Genomic DNA, 15,855 nt, shown 5'->3' with positions numbered 1-15,855 from the left:
GCCGGCGGTCAGAGGTTGGTCATGTCGTCGGGTATCCGGGCGTCCGCGCCGGCGCGCAGGACGGTCGCCTCGATCAGACCGTACGGACGGTCGGCGGCGAAGTAGACGGCGCCGTCCGCGGCGTCGTTCTTCAGCCCGAAGGGCTCCAGGTCGACCCGGAAGTGGTGCTTGTTGGGCAGGGAGAAGCGGATCTCCTCGATCTCCGGGCGGTGCTCGACGACCCGCGCGCCCATGGCGTACAGGCTCTGCTGGAGCGAGAGCGAGTAGGTGTCGGCGAAGGCGGCCAGGAGGTGCTTCGCGGTCTGCTCGTACGACTCGTCCCACAGCGGCGGCCCGGCACCGGCGGCGCCCGCGGCATCGGCCGCGCCGGTCCAGCCGTGCCGCCACCAGGCGGAGACCTCGGTGGCGAGGATGCGGTCGTAGTCCTCCTGGAGCGTCGTGTACGCGTCCTTGGCGTAGCCCCAGAACTCCGAGGCGGTGGTGTTCATGACCACCAGGTCCTTGAGCCCGCCGAGGACTTCGAGGCGCTCGCCGTCGCAGGTCACCTGGGCGACGCGGGTCTGCCGGCCGCCGCGTACGAAGGAGTGCCGGCCGGGGGCGTCGATCCGCTCCCAGGCGTACTCCTCGACGCGGATGCGGGCGCGGTGGATCGCCTCCTGGGTGCCGGTGAAATGCCGGGCGAGGTGGATCGCGAACGCCTCGGGGGACTCGATGCCGTAGCGCCTGGCGAAGGCGTAGACGGTGTTCTTGGTGGTGTCCGTGGGGAGCACGTGGGTGTTGGTGCCGGAGTAGTGGACCTCGTCCATGTCGCCGGCCAGCGCGACCGAGACGTTGAGGTCCCGTACGTGGTGGGTGCCGCCGTCGCGGGTGACCTTGACGACGCGGGTCTCGGCCTTGCCGTACTGGTTGCGGCCGAGCACCGCGGGGCGCGCGGCGCGCACGGTCTTGGGGCGGTCTGCCATCTGCTAGCTCCCTCGGTATACGGAGTAGCCGAACGGGGTGAGCAGCAGCGGCACGTGGTGATGCTCGCCGGGGGCGACGGCGAAGACCACCGCCACCTCCGGGAAGAACGCGCCGCCGTCCCGGTGCGCGGGGGCGTCCTGCCGGTCCTCGGCTGCTGGTTCGCTGAGGTACGGGCCGGTGGCGAAGACCAGCCGTACGTGGGTGGCGCCGGCCGGCAGCGCCGGGAGGTCCCGGACGCGGCCGTCGGCGTCGGTGGCGGAGGCGGCGTGGGCGGTCCAGCCGCCGGCGTCCCCGTCGCCCGTACCGCAGGTTCTGACGGAGAGTTCGACGGCGACCCCGGCCGCGGGGCGGCCGACGCTGGTGTCCAGGATGTGCGTGGAGACGGACGTGGCGCCGACGCTCATGGTCAGGCTCCTTCTGCTTCGACGAGGCGGGTCAGCCGGATACGGTTGATCTTGCCCAGCTCGCCGCGGGCGATCTCCCGCTCCCGCTCCGGCGCGTTGCCGAGGCGCGCGCGCAGCGCGTCGCGCATCCGCACGGCGCCCAGGCCGGTCGCGCAGATCAGGAAGACGTGCCCGAACCGCTCCTGGTACGCGAGGTTCAGCTCCCGCAGCTCCGCCCGCAGTTCCTCCGGCGCGCCCGCCACGCCCCGCTGCTCGCGTGCCGACACCGGATCGCCCGGCGCCGGCCTGCCGATGGGCGGGTGCCCGGCCATCGCCTCGGCCAGCCCCGCCTCGTCGAGCGCGGCGAGCGCGGCCTCGGCGGCGGCGTACAGGTGCGCCGGGTCCGGGTAGGGGCGGCCCGCGGCCACGGTCTCGATCCAGGGGCCCGCCGCGCACACCTCGTGCAGCAGCACGGCAACGGCCTGCCGGTCGGCGGAGTTGAGCCGGGCGAGGCCCGGCGGAACGCGCGAAGTCACAGCCGCAAGCTATGAGCCCCGGCGCATCGCGTCAACAGTTTGTTGAATTTTCCGGGTCAGCCGCCCTCCGGCGGCGGGCCCTGCCGGGCTTCCCTGTTCAGGTAGTTGTAGATGGTGAACCTGCTGACGCCCAGCGCGCCGGCCACCGTCTCCACCCCGTGCCGTACGGAGAACGCGCCGCGGGTCTCCAGCACCCGTACGACCTGCTGCTTCGCCTTGCGGTCGAGCCGCGCGAGCGGCACGCCGTGGCGGCGCTCCAGCTCCGCGAGCATGTGGTCCAGCGAGTCCGCCAGATGGGGCAGCCGCACCGCGACCGTCGGCCGGCCCTCCCAGGACAGCACGACGTCGTCGCCCTCCGCCGCCTCCGGCGGCACCATCTCCCCGCCCATCGCGTCGACCAGCGGCTTGACCGCGGCGACGAACGGGTGGTCCGCGGGCACCGTCATGCGCCGGCCTTCCCCGTCTCCTCCGGCGCGCCCCCGACGACGCTCACCTGCAGCGAGATCCGGGTGGCGCCGGACGCCAGCGACCTGCGCAGCAGTTCGTCCACCGCGTCGAGCACGACCTCCGCGCCACCCTCCGCGCTGTTGCCGAACGGGCCGACGTCGACGGCGTCGAGGTCCGCCGACTCCACCAGATCCCGGGCCGCCACCGCGTGCGGCGGTGGCTCCTCCAGGTCGAACGGCTCGGTCGTGAACTCCACCCTGAGTCGCATCCGAGCAGCATACGTGCCCGGTCACGGCTCCGGCGGCGGCCGGGCGGCGCCGGGGCGCCGCTCCCAGGTGCCCGGGACAGCGGGTTGCCTAGCGTAGCCGCGTGATTCCGGGAGGTAACCCATGACAAGGAACCTGCGGGTGGCTGTCGCAGGCGCCGGGCTCGGCGGACTCGCCGCGGCGGCGGCGCTCGTCCGGCAGGGCCTGGAGGTCGCCGTCTACGAACAGCGGCCCCGGCTGCCCGAGGACGAGACGGCACTGCACCTCGCCCCCAACGGCACCCGCGTCCTGCAGCGCTGGGGGCTGGGCACGCAGTTGCTCGCGCTCGCCGTGCAGCCGATCGCGCTGGAGTTCCGCGAGTGGAGCGACGGCTCGCTGACCTGGCGCCAGCCGCTCGGGAGGATGGGCCCGGGCGCCTTCGCGGCCCCGTACTGCACGCTGCTCACCGACGAGTTGTACGACCTGCTCCTCGCCCGGCTGCCGCAGGAGCGCATCCGGCTGGGCCGCCGGCTGTCCGGCTTCAGCCAGACGGCGGACGGCGTGGAGCTGGAGTTCGCGGACGGGGGCAGCGCGACGGCCGACGTCCTGGTGGGCGCCGACGGCGTGCGCTCGCTGGTGCGCTCCCGGCTGATCGGTACGCCCCGGCGCGTCTACCACGGCACCACCGCCTACAGCGGCGCGCTCCAGGCCGACGAGGTGCCCGGGCTCGCCCGCGACCGGATCACGGTGTGGCTCGGCCCGGAGGCCCGCATGGTGGCCGCGCCGGTGTCGGAGGGCGAGCAGATCGGCTTCGTCGCCGTGGTGCCGTTCCGGAGCCGGACCGCGGGGCAGCGCGCGGTACGCGGCCAACCCGCCGCGCTGGCGGCGGACTTCGGCGGCTGGGCGCCGGACGTCAAGGCGATCACGGCCGCGGCGGGCGGCATCCGGTCGTGGACCCCGTACGACCACGCCCCGCTCAAGCGCTGGGGCAGCGGCCGCGTCACGCTCCTCGGCGACGCCGCGCACCCGATGCTGCCGTACCACGGGCAGGGCGTCAGCCAGTGCCTGGAGGACGCGGTGGCCCTCGCCCACCACCTGGCCACGGCCCCCACTCCCGCGCAGGCGCTGCGCCGGTACGAGGCGCTGCGGCTGCCGCACACCGCCCGGGTGCAGCTCGGCTCGCGCGCCAACGCCTTCCGCCCCGCCGCCGTACCGGACGTGACCTGGGCGCAGGTCTACGACATCGAGGAACACCTGCCGGGCTGACGGGCGGATGGGCAGACGAAGACTCCGGCGCCCCGTCTTGGGGGCGGGGTGCCGGGAAGGACGGCCCGGAGGTCGGCACCGGGCCGCACGGCCGCGAGCGGCCGGCAGGCGGCGGGCACGGCAAGCGGTGCGACTGGGCCTCGCACCGGCTCCCCGCCCCGCCACCGGCCACTTCGCGCGGGCCCGCACGCCGGTCCGAGACGGCGCGCGGCCCCGCGGAACTCGCGGGCCGTCAGTGCCCCTTCCCCCGTTTCGCGTGGCGGGGGAAGGGGCCCGCCTCTGGCCGGAGTTGCACCCCCCGTGACGAAGTGGTGACGCACCGCCGGGTATCGTCACGCCCGCAGGGGGCCGGGGACGGGGCGTGTACACATGTCGATCCGAGTCGTGGTCGCCGACGACCAGGCGCTGCTGCGCGGGAGCTTCCGGGTGCTGGTCGAGACGGCGCCCGGGCTCAGCGTGGTGGGCGAGGCGGCGACCGGGGCGGAGGCGGTGGGACTGGCGGCGGCGGAGCTGCCGGACGTGGTGCTGATGGACGTACGGATGCCGGAGCTCGACGGCATCGAGGCGACGCGGCAGATCTGCGGCTCACCCGCGACGGCCGGGGTGCGGGTGCTGATCCTGACGATGTTCGACCTCGACGAGTACGTGTACGGGGCGCTGCGCGCGGGCGCGAGCGGCTTCCTGCTCAAGGACACCCCGCCGGCGGAACTGCTGCGCGCGATCCGCGTCGTGGCCCGGGGGCAGGCGCTGCTGGCGCCGTCGGTGACGCAGCGCCTGATCCGCCACTTCAGCCGGCTGCCGGAGCCGCTGCCCGACCTGCCGCGGGATCTGACGCGGGTGACGGTGCGGGAGCAGGAGGTGCTGGTGCTGGTGGCGCGCGGGCTGGCGAACGGGGAGATCGCGGACCGGCTGGGGCTGAGCCTGCCGACGGTGAAGTCCCACGTGAGCCACCTCCTGACGAAGCTGGACGCCCGCGACCGCATCCAACTGGTCATCACCGCCTACGAAACCGGCCTGGTAACCCCCTCCCGCCGGTAACCGCTCACTCCCCCAACCCCGCCTCCCGCGCCCGCAACGTCACCGCGATCCGGTCCTGCACCCCCACGGAACCCCTCCCACCCACCGCCGACCGCAGGTCACCACGACGTCACTCCCCCAACCCCGCCTCCCGCGCCCGCAGCATCGCGGCAATCCGGTCCTGGACCCCCAGCTTCGTGAAGATGTTCGAGATGTGGTTGCGCACCGTCTTCTCCGACAGCACCAGCTCCCGCGCGATCCGCCGGTTGTTGTAGCTGCGCGCGATCAGGTCGAGCACCTCCCGCTCCCGCTGCGTCAACTGCGGAAAGGCCCGCCCCGCCGGCACCGTGTGCAGCGCCGAGAAGTACCGGCTCAGCCGCTCCGCCACCGCCGGGCTGAAGACCGCGCCGCCCGCCGCCACACACCGCACCGCCCCCAGCAGCTCCGCCCGCGACGCCGCCTTGTCCAGGTACCCGTACGCGCCCGCGCGCAGCGCCGCCACCACCGCGTCGTCCTCCACCGATGCCGACATCACCAGCACCCGCGGCGAAGGCCCCCCGCGGCGCGGGGAGTTGAGCTGCCGCGTCGCCTCCACCCCCGAGCAGCCCGGCAGATGGAGGTCCATCAGCACCACGTCCACCCGCGCGTCCGGCTCCGCCAGCGCCGTCAGCGCGTCCTCCCCCGCCCCCGACTCGCCCGCGATCTCCAGGTCCGGCACGTTCTCCAGCGCCACCCGCACCCCGTCCCGGAACACCGGGTGGTCGTCCACGACGTACACCCGCACCGCGGTCATACCGTCCCTCCCGGCAGCAGCGCGCGCACCAGCGTCCCGTGCGGCAGGTCGGTCCGCGGCAGTATCCGCAGCGTGCCGCCCACCTCCTCCGCGCGCCGCGCCATCGACGCGATGCCCAGGCCCAGCGGGCGCCGCGGCGGGCGGCCCGGGCCGTCGTCCGCGATGTCCAGGCGCAGCGCCGTGGCCGAGGTCCAGACCCCGAGCTGGACGGTACGGGCCGCGGCGTGCCGCAGCGCGTTGGTCAGCCCCTCGGCGGCGATCCGGTACGCGGCCACCTCCACCGCCGGGTGCAGCGCGCGCAGCCGCCGCGGCACCCGGGCCCGTACCTCCGTGCCGCTGCCGTCGTGGCGCGCGGCGAGCCGGACGAGTGCGCCGGCGAGCCCGGCCTCGGCGAGGTCGGGGGGCCGCAGGTCGTCGATGACCGAGCGGATCTCGGCGTTGATGCCGGCCGCCGTGCGGGCGGCGTCGGCGACGAGGCGGCGGCCCCGGGGCTCGTGCACGAGCAGGTCGGCCGCCGTCTCCAGGCGCAGCCGGATGCTGGCGAGGTTGCCGCCGAGGCCGTCGTGCAGGTCGCGGCGGAGCCGGTGCCGCTCCGCCTCCCGGGCGGCGACGACCTGGTCGCCGCGGCGGCGCAGCTCCTCGCGCAGCACCAGTGCGGCGACCATCGGGGCCAGTTGGTCCACGTACGTGTCGAGGCCGCAGCCGCGCGGCGGCGCGTGGAAGCTGAACACCCCGTAGACCTCGCCCTGGTGGACCAGCGGCCGGCGCACCGCGGGGGCCGCGGGCTCGCCGGCCCGGGCCCGGCAGCCGGCCGCGGCGCCGCGCCGCAGCGTACGCAGGGCGGCGCCGGCGGCGCCGAGGTGGGCGACCGCCAGCTCGCACGCCAGCGTGACCGCCTCCGCCGGCCGCACGTCGTCGCGTATCCGTGCGGCGAGTAAGCGCAACGCGGCCTGGACGCCCCGCTCGGGGCACTCCTTCACCACGGCATGGGTCTCCACCGTGTCACCATCGCTTCCCCCCCGCTGCCTGTGCGTGTCACCGTTCCCCGGGCTCAGGGTCCCGGCACGCCCAACCGGACTCCGGTTCCCGGCGCCGGCTCGTACGGCAGCCGGGCCACCACCCGGTAGCCGCCGGCGGCCGTCGGGCCCGCGTCGAGCACGCCGCCGTACATGGCGGCGCGTTCGCGCATGCCGACGAGCCCGTGGCCGCCGTCGGGCCGCGCCTCCCGGTCGTGTGCGGCGCGGCCGTCGTCGGTCACCTCGATCCGTACGTCCTTGCCGTCGGCCTCGACGTCGACGCGGCAGGTCGCCACCCCGGCGTGCTTGACCACGTTGGTCAGCGACTCCTGCGCGATGCGGTAGACCGACAGGCCCACGCCCGCGGGCACGTCGTCGAGCCCGCGGGTCGTCAGCTCCACCGCGACGCCCGCGGCGCGCACCCGGTCGGCGAGCGCGCCGAGTCCCCCGACGCCCGGCGTCGGGTCCAGGTTGCGCGGGTCCAGGTTGCGCGGGCCCGGGCGGGGGTCGGCGGGGGCGCCTGTGTCGACGCGCAGCAGCCGCAGCATGCTGCGGAGTTCGGCCAGCGCCTCGCGGCTGATGGCCTCGATGTCCCGCAGCGACTCGACGACCTCGGCGGGGCGCTCGGCGGCCACGTGGTTGGCCACCGACGCCCTGACGGCGATGAGCCCGATGCTGTGCGTCACGACGTCGTGCAGTTCGCGGGCCACGCGCAGCCGTTCACTGGCGACGGCGCGCAGCGCCAGCTCCTCCGCGGCGCGGGCGGCGGCCAGCCGCCGGTCCCGTACCACGCGCCCGGCGGCCCAGGCGCCGGCGGGCAGCAGCACGGCGAAGCCGAGCGTCTGGGGGTGGACGGGTACGTCGCCGAAGAGCCCGGCGGCAGCCAGGCACAGCGGCCCGGCGGCGAGCACGGCGGCCACGACGCGCACGGCCACGTCGCGGCGCGGCTGGGTGAGCGCCACCGGGTAGAGCGTGTACGCGACGGCGGCGAACCCTGCCGCCCCCCAGCCCAGCGGCCACGCCGCCACCGCGACGGCCAGGCTCACGCAGCAGGCGGGCAGCGGGTATAAGCGGCGCAGCGCGGGCGCGACGGCGGTGGCCGCGGCGACGGCGGCGACGAGCCAGCCGGGCGGGTGGGAGCGTACGGGCAGCGGCGCGAGCGCGGTGAGCACCGTCAGCCCCGCGAAGCCGGCGGCGGCGAGCAGGTCCGGCGGCACCACCCGGCCGCGCCGCCGCGGTCGGTGGTGCCGGGCTGTGCCGCCGTCGCTTCCGTCGCTCTGCACGGGAGGACCATAGAGGGCACGGGGTGCCATGCGCCTCCTTCCCGAGTAGGTCATCCTCACGCACGATAGGCACGGCGGCACGGTCGGTGACATCCGGGGGCCCGGAGACTCCGGGTGCGTCAGGTGCGGGAGTACGGGGCTGCCGGCGGCAGTTCCACCGTGACCCGGAGCCCGCCGGCGGCGCGCGGGGTGAGGGTGAGCGTTCCGTCGTGCGCGTGGGTGAGGGTCTCGACGATGGCCAGGCCGAGGCCGACGCCCGCGCGGTCGCCGTGGACGCGCTCGGTGCCGCGCTGGAACCGTTCGGTGAGCGTCGGGGCCAGCTCCGGGGAGATGTGCTCGCCGGTGTTCTCGACGGTGAGCACCGCACCGGTGGGGTGGACGCGCGTGTGCACCCGGACCACTCCCCCTGCGGGCAGATTGTGGACGATCGCGTTGTGCACGAGGTTCGTGGTCAACTGCAGCAGGAGCGCCGGGGACCCGAGCGCCGGGGCGATGTCGCCGGAGGTCTCGAGGGTGACACCGCGCTTCTCGGCGAGGGGGAGCAGCGCCTCGGTGGCCTCTTCCGCGAGCAGGGACAGGTCGACGTGCTCCCGGGTGAAGGACCGCTGCTCGGCCCGGCTGAGCAGGAGCAGCGCCTCGGTGAGGTCGATCGCGCGGGCGTTGACGGTACGCAGCCGGTCGACGAGTCTGCCGGGCTCGTGCGTCGGATCGTTGTGGGCCACGTCGAGGAGAGACTTCGAGATCGCGAGCGGCGTACGCAGCTCGTGGGAGGCGTTGGCCGCGAATCTCCGCTGCTCGGCCACGTGGGCTTCGAGCCGGGCGAGCATCGTGTCGAAGTCGTCGGCGAGTTCGCGGAACTCGTCCCTGCGGCCCGGCAGCCGGATCCGGTGGGAGAGCGATCCGTTCGTGGCCATGCGGGTGGCGTCGGTGATGCGCGTCAGCGGCGCGAGCATGCGGCCGGCGAGGATCCATCCGCCCAGGAGGCCGAACCCCAGGAGGAACACCATGACCGCGGCGGCGGTGGGGGCGAAGCCGCGTACGAAGGTGGTGCCCGGGGTCGCCCTCCAGGCCCCCTCCGCGTTGGTCTGCAGCCACCCCTCCCGCACGAGGAACAGTCCGATGGCGGCGAGCAGCAGGGCACCCGCGAGCATGAGGAACCCGGCGTAGCTGAGGGTGAGTTTGACGCGGACGCTCAGCCCCGGCCGCCTAGTCACGGCCACGCCTCTCCCGTCCGGCGCCGGGTGCCGCACCCGCTGCCGGACCGGGCCGGCCCTCGGCTGTCAGAACGTGCATGGCACTCATGCTAGGAGTCGGGGCATATCGTCCGGATATGGAAAACCGCCCGCGTCCGGCCGGCGGACCCGTGACCCTACCTGCCCGAACATGTCGCCGGCGTATCGAAAACCCCATACGTGCGGGCAACACCGGGCCGTCTTGGCTGGCCGCATGTCCTCCAGCGAGCCGGGCCGAACCGCGCACCGACAAGGGCCGGGAGTCCCGGGCCCGAGCCTGACCGTCCGGCCGATCACCGCCGCCGAGCACCTGGCGTTCGTACGGCGGCAGCGGTCGGCCAGCTTCCTGCAGACCCCGGCGTGGGGCCGCGTCAAGACCGAGTGGCGCAGCGAGTCCCTGGGCTGGTACGCCGGCCGGGAGCTGGTCGGCGCCGGGCTCGTCCTGCACCGGCCGGTGCCGCGGCTCGACCGTTTCACGCTGGCCTACCTGCCCGAGGGCCCGGCCGTGGACTGGACCGGCGAGATCGGCGCGTGGCTCGACCCGCTGGCCGCCCGGCTCAAGGCGGACGGCGCGTTCGCGATCCGGCTCGGCCCTCCGGTGCGTACCGCCACCTGGAACGCGGACCAGGTCAAGGAGGGCATCGCCGACCCGGGCGTCAAGCGCCTCACCGACGTGTCCGGGCAGTGGGCCGACCCGGTCGGCACCCGCGTGGCCGGCCGGCTCCGGGACGCCGGCTGGCTGCCGCAGAGCCCCGAGGACGGCTTCGGGACCGGGCATCCGCAGTTCAAGTTCGAGATCCCGCTGGCCGGCAGGACCGAGGACGACCTGCTCGCGGGCATGAACCAGCTCTGGCGCCGCAACATCAAGAAGGCGGCCAAGGCGGGCGTCGAGGTCACGGCCGGCGAGGGGCCCGAGGACCTCGCGGCGTTCCACGACCTGTACGCCCACACCGCCGAGCGGGACCGCTTCACACCGCGGCCGGCGGGCTACTTCACGACCATGTTCGCCGCGCTGAGCGCCGAGGACCCCGAGCGCATCAGGCTCTATCTGGCCCGGCACCGGGGCGACCTGGTCGCCGCCGCGGTCCTGGTCCGCGTCGGCGCCCACGCGGTGTACGCCTACGGCGCCTCCTCCACCCGGCACCGCGACGTGCGCGGCTCCAACGCCTGCCAGTGGGCGATGATCCGCGACTCGCTGGCGGCCGGCTGCGACGTCTACGACCTGCGCGGCATCACCCCGACCCTGGACGCGGACGACCCGCACATCGGGCTGGTCCAGTTCAAGGCCGGCACCGGCGGTCAGGCCGTACGGTACGTCGGCGAGTGGGATCTGCCGCTGCGGCCGATGGTCTACCGGGCCTTCGACCTCTATCTGAAGCGGCGCGAGTCCCGCAGGCGGCGGGGGCGGGCGTGAGCCACGGCCGACTCCCGGGCCCGGGCCCGGATCCGGCCGCCGGCCCGCCGTGACCGGGGCGTCCGTACGGCGGCGGGGCGGCACGGATCTCCCGGCTCGCCCCACCCGCTACGCGAGCGCGGCGGCGACCTCGTCGAGTCCCGCCCCGCGGGACGCCTTGACGAGCACCACGTCACCGGCGATGAGGTTGCCGCGCAGCCAGTCGACGGCGGCGTCGTTGCCGGCCAGCGCCACCGCCCGCTCCCCCGCGCCGTCGGCGATCGGCCGGGCGGCCTCGCCGACCGCGAGCACCAGGTCGGCCCGGGAAGCGGCGTACGCGCCGACGGCCCGGTGCGCGGCCCGGCTCTCCTCGCCCAGCTCCAGCATCTCGCCGAGGACGGCGACGCGGCGCCCGCCCTCGATCGCCGACAGCGCGTCCAGGGCCGCGCGGACGGAGTCGGGGTTGGCGTTGTACGAGTCGTTCAGCAGCGTCACGCCGCCGGGGAGTTCGCGCAGTTCCATGCGCCACTTCGACAACGACGCGGTGGCCAGCCCCTGCGCGGCCACGTCGAGGGGGACGCCGGCCGCCAGTCCCGCCGCCGCGGCAGCGGACGCGTTCAGCGCCTGGTGGGCGCCCACGAGCGGCAGCGTGACGCGCGCCGAGGCAGCGGCGGTCCGCATGGTGAAGGACGGCCGGCCGTACGCGTCCAGCGACAGGTCGACCACCCGCACGTCGGCGTGCTCCGCCCGGCCGAAGGTGAGCACGGGGCCGTCGGTGAGCGCGCGCATCGCGACGACCCGCGGGTCGTCGGCGTTGAGGACGGCCGTGCCGCCGGGCGCGAGCCCCTGCACCAGCTCGCCCTTGGCCGTGGCGATGGCCCCGCGCGAGCCGAACTCGCCGAGGTGCGCCTGGCCGACGTTGAGGACGACGGCGACGTCGGGGGCGACCAGGCCGGTGAGCGCGGCGATGTCGCCGATGCGGCGGGCGCCCATCTCCAGCACGAGGAAGCGGGTGCCGAGGTCGGCGCGGAGCATGGTCAGCGGCACCCCCAGCTCGTTGTTGAGCGAGCCGATCGTGGCGGTCGTCGGCGCGGTGCCGGACAGCACGGCCGCCAGCAGGTCCTTGGTGCCGGTCTTGCCCTGAGAGCCGGTCAGCCCGAAGACGGTCAGCCCGCGGCGCAGCCGGGCCACGACGTGGGCGGCCAGCCGCTGCAGCGCCGCCTGGACGTCCTCGACGACGACGGTGGGCAGCGGCGTCGGCCGGGAACCGAGCACGGCCACCACACCGGCCCGGCCGGCCTGCCCGGCGTAGTCATGGCCGTCGACACGCTCCCCGGCGACGGCGACGAAGAGGCCGCCCGGCTCGGCCTGCCGCCCGTCGAGCACGGCCGGGGCGGTCACCGTCACGGCACCGTCGCCCTCGATCGTCCCGCCGACGACCGCGGCGATCTCGCGGAGGCCGAGCGGGACGATACCCGCGCGACGCGGAAGCCGGGCAGCGGGAGCGAGGCCGGAGAGATAGAGATAGGAAGAGGCTCGTTCGCTGTGGGTCACGCGTCCAGTCAAGGAAGCACGGTGTTGCGGGCGCGTATGCGGATTTCGATATGCCGACGATATGCCCCGGCCGACACCAACCAGTAACATATCGCCGGGATATGGGAAAGAGGATACGCCCCGGCAACACCCGGTCTCTTTGACTGCAGGCATGACCTACAGCGAACCGCCGGCCGTCGCCACGGCGGGTATCACGTTCTACGGCTGCGGGCGCGACGAGGAAATGCTGGTCCGGGAGCTGGCGCCGCGCCTGGGCGTGGTGCCGACCCTCACCGCGGCGGCGCTCTCGGAGGCCAACGCAGCACTCGCCCGCGGAAACCGGTGCATCAGCGTCGACCACAAGACCCGCGTCACCGGTTCCCTTCTTCGTGCGCTCAGCCGGGCCGGCGTCGCCTACGTCTCGACCAGAAGCATCGGATGCAACCACATCGATGTCGAGTATGCGGAGAGCGTCGGCATCTCCGTGGAGAACGTCGCCTATTCGCCCGACAGCGTGGCCGACTACACCCTCATGCTCATGCTGATGGCGGTGCGGCACGCGAAGTCCACCATCCGCCGTACCGATGCCCACGACTACAGGCTGCATGAGGTGCGCGGGAGGGAACTGCGCGATCTGACCGTCGGGGTCGTCGGGACGGGGCGCATCGGTACGGCGGTCATCGACCGGCTGCGGGGCTTCGGCTGCCGGATCCTCGCCCATGACACCCGTGCCGGCACCGCCGCGGACTACGTTCCGCTCGACGAACTGCTGCGGCTGAGCGACCTGGTGACGCTGCATACACCGCTCACCCCGGATACCCACCATCTCCTCGACCACCGGCGCATCAAGGTGATGAAGCACGGTGCCGTCATCGTCAACACCGGACGCGGGTCACTGCTGGAAACCGGGGCCCTGTTGTCCGCGTTGGAGGACGGCAGGCTGGGCGGTGCCGCGCTGGACGTCGTGGAAGGCGAGGAAGGAATCTTCTATGCCGACCGCAGAGAAGAACCCGTCGCCACCGGTCCGTTGCCGCGGCTCCAGGAACTTCCGAACGTGCTCATCAGCCCGCACACCGCCTACTACACCGACCACGCCCTGAGCGACACGGTCGAGAATTCCCTCACCAATTGCCTTGCCTTCGAAAGCAGGAATCAGCGTGGCTAAGATCAAGGTCGGAATCGTCTTCGGCGGCAGCTCGGAGGAGCACCCCGTCTCCGTGAAATCCGCGCAGCAGGTCGCCCGGAGCCTCGATCTCGAAAAGTACCAGCCGTTCTACGTCGGGATCACACAGAGCGGCGCCTGGAAGCTCTGCGAAGGACCCGGCCAGGACTGGGAGAAGGGCAATTGCCGGCCGGCGCTGCTGTCACCCGACCGCGGCGTGGGCGGACTCCTCGTGCTGGAGCAGGGACGATACGGCACGATCGGCCTGGACGTCGTCCTGCCCGTGCTGCACGGCAGGCTCGGCGAGGACGGCGCGATCCAGGGTCTGCTGGAACTCACCGGCATCCCCTACGTCGGCTGTGACGTCCAGAGCTCCGCCGTGTGCATGGACAAATCGCTCGCCTATCGCGTCGTCGCGAGCGCGGGAATCGCCACGCCGAAGTTCTGGACGGTCACGGCGGACGACGCCGTCGACCCCGGCCGGCTGACGTATCCCGTCTTCGTCAAACCGGCCCGGTCCGGCTCGTCCTTCGGCGTCAGCAAGGTGTCCGGGCCCGCGGAGCTGCCGAGTGCGGTGAAGACGGCACGGCAGTACGACGCGAAGGTGCTGATCGAGGAGGCGGTGGCCGGCAGCGAGGTGGGGTGCGCGATCCTGGGCAACGACCTGGATCTGATCGCGGGCGAGGTGGACCGGATCGCGCTGTCGCACGGCTTCTTCAAGATCCACCAGGAGGCGGATCCGGAGAGCGGTTCCGAGAACTCCACGCCCGTCGTGCCCGCGGACATCCCGGCGGAATCGCGCGCGCTCGTCCGGGACACCGCGAAGGCCGTGTACCGCGCCCTGGGATGCAGGGGGCTGGCGCGCGTCGACCTGTTCCTCACGAACGAGGGAGAGGTGGTCCTCAACGAGGTCAACACCCTTCCCGGCATGACCTCCTACAGCCGGTACCCGAGGATGATGGCGGCCGCGGGGCTGCCGCTCTCCCAGGTGACCGACCGCCTGATCTCCCTTGCCCTGACGGGACATGCGCGGTGAACGACGATTTCGCGTTCCTGGACGAGCTGGTACCCGGGCTGCGATGGGATGCCAAGTACGCCACCTGGGACAACTTCACCGGGAGGCCGGTGGACGGATACCTGGTCAACCGCATCGCCGGCACCAGGGCCCTGGGCGCGGCCCTGGGCAGGGTGCGGGAGAAGGCGGCGGCCCGCGGCTTCGGCCTGCTGCTCTGGGACGGCTACCGTCCGCAGCGGGCCGTGGACCGCTTCCTGCGCTGGTCGGCAGAGCCCGAGGACGGACGCACCAAGCAGCGGCACTACCCGAACATCGGGCGGGCCGAGATGTTCGAGCGGGGCTACGTCGCCGCCCGGTCGGGCCACAGCCGGGGCAGCACCGTCGACCTCACTCTCTTCCATCTCGGCACCGGTGAACTCGCCCCCATGGGCGGCGACCACGACCTGATGGATCCCCGCTCGCACCACGGCGCACCGGGGATCACGGAACGCGAGGCGGGAAACCGTGCCAGGCTCCGTTCCCTCATGGAGACGTGCGGCTTCAGCTCCTACGCGTGCGAGTGGTGGCACTACACCCTGAACGACGAGCCCTATCCGGACACCTACTTCGACTTTCCCCTCGCGTAGGCCGCCGCCTTGACAGTGCTCGCACCGAACCGGCAGAGTTTCCGTTATTCAGAAGGATACTTCCGAGATGCGGAAGGAGTGCGGACCCTCATGGGCTTCGGCGATCAGCGCTTCACAGTGAACCTCTCGCTCCTGTTCACCGAGCTTCCGCTGCTCGAACGCCCGGCCGCGGCCGCCGCGGCCGGTTTCGACGCCGTCGAGCTGTGGTGGCCCTGGCCCGACGCGCCCGTCCCGGAACAGGCGGAGCTGGACGCCCTGCGCGCCGCGCTCGACTCGGCAGGCACCCGGCTGACCGGACTCAACTTCTACGCCGGCCGGCTGCCGGGCCCCGACCGCGGCGCGCTCTCCGTGCCCGGCGCGGAGTCCGAGCGGTTCCGCGCGAACGTCGACGTGGCCGCCGGCTTCGCCGCCGCCACCGGGTGCACCGCGCTCAACGCCCTCTACGGCAACCGCGTCGAGGGCGTCACAGCCGCCGAGCAGGATCTGCTCGCGCTGGAGAACCTGGTGCTCGCCGCCCGCGCGGCCGACCGGGCCGGCGCCGTCCTGCTGATCGAGGCGCTGAACGAGCCCGAGTCCCCGCACTACCCGCTGCTCGACGCGGCCGCGGCGGTCGCGGTGGCCGACAAGGTCGACGCCGCCTCGGGCCTGGGCAACGCCCGCTTCCTGATGGACCTCTACCACCTGTCGAGGAACGGCGCGGACCTGGAGCAGGTCATCGACGCCCACACCGGGCGCACCGGGCACGTCCAGATCGCCGACGACCCCGGCCGCGGCGCCCCCGGCACCGGCGCCCTGCCGCTGGCCGCGCTGCTGGACCGGCTCACCGCCGCCGGGTACGACGGACACGTGGGCCTGGAGTACAAGCCGGGCGACCGGCCGAGCGCCGAGTCCTTCGGCTGGCTCCCCCGCTGACCCGCCGCCCGCCGCCCGCGCGTCCCGTACCCC

The 15,855-nt window shown here is 73.9% G+C and carries 17 protein-coding genes; 7 read left to right on the top strand and 10 right to left on the bottom strand.

The genetic code is table 11. The features are described from left to right. Window positions 1–8: 8 nt before the first annotated feature. Genes pucL through ACFYVJ_RS16380 form a run of 5 tightly spaced genes read right to left on the bottom strand, consistent with a single transcriptional unit; the run spans window position 9 to window position 2,597 of the window. Window positions 9–962: a factor-independent urate hydroxylase gene (pucL, locus tag ACFYVJ_RS16400; protein ID WP_388891635.1), complete on the bottom strand. Its 954-nt coding sequence runs from the start codon at window positions 960–962 to the stop codon at window positions 9–11. Window positions 963–965: 3 nt separating this feature from the next. Then, complete coding sequence (gene uraH / locus ACFYVJ_RS16395; RefSeq protein ID WP_388891632.1) at window positions 966–1,367, bottom strand: hydroxyisourate hydrolase; 402 nt, start codon at window positions 1,365–1,367, stop codon at window positions 966–968. A 2-nt stretch (window positions 1,368–1,369) separates the two neighbouring features. Beyond that, entirely contained in the window at window positions 1,370–1,882 is a 513-nt protein-coding gene (gene uraD / locus ACFYVJ_RS16390) for a 2-oxo-4-hydroxy-4-carboxy-5-ureidoimidazoline decarboxylase (protein ID WP_388891629.1), read from the bottom strand. A gap of 56 nt (window positions 1,883–1,938) precedes the next feature. Next, window positions 1,939–2,328 (bottom strand): helix-turn-helix domain-containing protein, encoded by a 390-nt coding sequence (locus ACFYVJ_RS16385; protein WP_326799220.1) that lies wholly within the window; start codon window positions 2,326–2,328, stop codon window positions 1,939–1,941. Further along, a complete protein-coding gene (locus ACFYVJ_RS16380) occupies window positions 2,325–2,597 on the bottom strand; it encodes a hypothetical protein (RefSeq protein WP_388891626.1) in 273 nt (90 codons plus the stop codon). Before ACFYVJ_RS16380 ends, ACFYVJ_RS16385 begins: the two co-directional genes overlap by 4 nt. Before the next feature lie 139 nt (window positions 2,598–2,736). Between ACFYVJ_RS16380 and ACFYVJ_RS16375 the strand changes: the two genes are divergently transcribed. Together ACFYVJ_RS16375 and ACFYVJ_RS16370 are read left to right on the top strand one after the other, a co-directional pair. Beyond that, a complete protein-coding gene (locus tag ACFYVJ_RS16375) occupies window positions 2,737–3,840 on the top strand; it encodes an FAD-dependent monooxygenase (RefSeq protein ID WP_388891623.1) in 1,104 nt (367 codons plus the stop codon). Window positions 3,841–4,209: 369 nt separating this feature from the next. Next, complete coding sequence (locus tag ACFYVJ_RS16370; protein ID WP_388891621.1) at window positions 4,210–4,878, top strand: response regulator; 669 nt, start codon at window positions 4,210–4,212, stop codon at window positions 4,876–4,878. A 109-nt stretch (window positions 4,879–4,987) separates the two neighbouring features. Here ACFYVJ_RS16370 and ACFYVJ_RS16365 read toward each other — a convergent pair whose 3' ends face one another. The 4 genes from ACFYVJ_RS16365 to ACFYVJ_RS16350 all read right to left on the bottom strand — a co-directional run bounded on the left by ACFYVJ_RS16365 (window position 4,988) and on the right by ACFYVJ_RS16350 (window position 9,163). Next, on the bottom strand, window positions 4,988–5,650 hold the full coding sequence (locus ACFYVJ_RS16365) for a response regulator transcription factor (protein WP_101420740.1): 663 nt from the start codon (window positions 5,648–5,650) through the stop codon (window positions 4,988–4,990). Then, a complete protein-coding gene (locus ACFYVJ_RS16360) occupies window positions 5,647–6,648 on the bottom strand; it encodes a sensor histidine kinase (protein WP_388891616.1) in 1,002 nt (333 codons plus the stop codon). Before ACFYVJ_RS16360 ends, ACFYVJ_RS16365 begins: the two co-directional genes overlap by 4 nt. A 53-nt stretch (window positions 6,649–6,701) precedes the next feature. Continuing rightward, window positions 6,702–7,949: a sensor histidine kinase gene (locus ACFYVJ_RS16355; RefSeq protein WP_388891613.1), complete on the bottom strand. Its 1,248-nt coding sequence runs from the start codon at window positions 7,947–7,949 to the stop codon at window positions 6,702–6,704. Window positions 7,950–8,068: 119 nt separating this feature from the next. Continuing rightward, window positions 8,069–9,163 carry a sensor histidine kinase gene (locus tag ACFYVJ_RS16350; RefSeq protein WP_388891829.1) on the bottom strand — a complete coding sequence of 365 codons (1,095 nt, stop codon included), beginning with the start codon at window positions 9,161–9,163 and terminating at the stop codon, window positions 8,069–8,071. 232 nt (window positions 9,164–9,395) lie between these two features. On the opposite strand from ACFYVJ_RS16350, the gene ACFYVJ_RS16345 reads away from it, so the two are divergent. After that, entirely contained in the window at window positions 9,396–10,595 is a 1,200-nt protein-coding gene (locus tag ACFYVJ_RS16345) for a lipid II:glycine glycyltransferase FemX (RefSeq protein ID WP_388891610.1), read from the top strand. A gap of 108 nt (window positions 10,596–10,703) precedes the next feature. Here ACFYVJ_RS16345 and murF read toward each other — a convergent pair whose 3' ends face one another. Further along, a complete protein-coding gene (gene murF, locus ACFYVJ_RS16340; protein ID WP_388891826.1) occupies window positions 10,704–12,047 on the bottom strand; it encodes a UDP-N-acetylmuramoyl-tripeptide--D-alanyl-D-alanine ligase in 1,344 nt (447 codons plus the stop codon). A gap of 232 nt (window positions 12,048–12,279) precedes the next feature. Here murF and ACFYVJ_RS16335 point away from each other — a divergent pair, with 232 nt between their 5' ends. The 4 genes from ACFYVJ_RS16335 (at window position 12,280) to ACFYVJ_RS16320 (ending at window position 15,822) form a co-directional block, all read left to right on the top strand. Further along, window positions 12,280–13,272, top strand: coding sequence for an NAD(P)-dependent oxidoreductase (locus tag ACFYVJ_RS16335; protein WP_388891607.1), 993 nt, complete (start codon window positions 12,280–12,282; stop codon window positions 13,270–13,272). Next, window positions 13,265–14,305, top strand: coding sequence for a D-alanine--(R)-lactate ligase VanA-Sc (gene vanA-Sc / locus ACFYVJ_RS16330; RefSeq protein WP_388891605.1), 1,041 nt, complete (start codon window positions 13,265–13,267; stop codon window positions 14,303–14,305). Before ACFYVJ_RS16335 ends, vanA-Sc begins: the two co-directional genes overlap by 8 nt. Beyond that, window positions 14,302–14,910, top strand: coding sequence for a D-Ala-D-Ala dipeptidase VanX (gene vanX / locus ACFYVJ_RS16325; protein ID WP_388891602.1), 609 nt, complete (start codon window positions 14,302–14,304; stop codon window positions 14,908–14,910). The genes vanA-Sc and vanX overlap by 4 nt, the downstream gene beginning before the upstream one ends. A 90-nt stretch (window positions 14,911–15,000) precedes the next feature. Next, window positions 15,001–15,822, top strand: coding sequence for a TIM barrel protein (locus ACFYVJ_RS16320; RefSeq protein ID WP_388891600.1), 822 nt, complete (start codon window positions 15,001–15,003; stop codon window positions 15,820–15,822). Window positions 15,823–15,855: the final 33 nt, after the last annotated feature.

It is taken from the genome of Streptomyces sp. NPDC004134 (genome assembly GCF_042874195.1).
In the GTDB taxonomy this organism is placed as follows: Bacteria; Actinomycetota; Actinomycetes; order Streptomycetales; family Streptomycetaceae; genus Streptomyces.
Note: the sequence above shows the minus strand (reverse complement) of the source record. Positions and strands in the feature narration are given on the sequence as shown.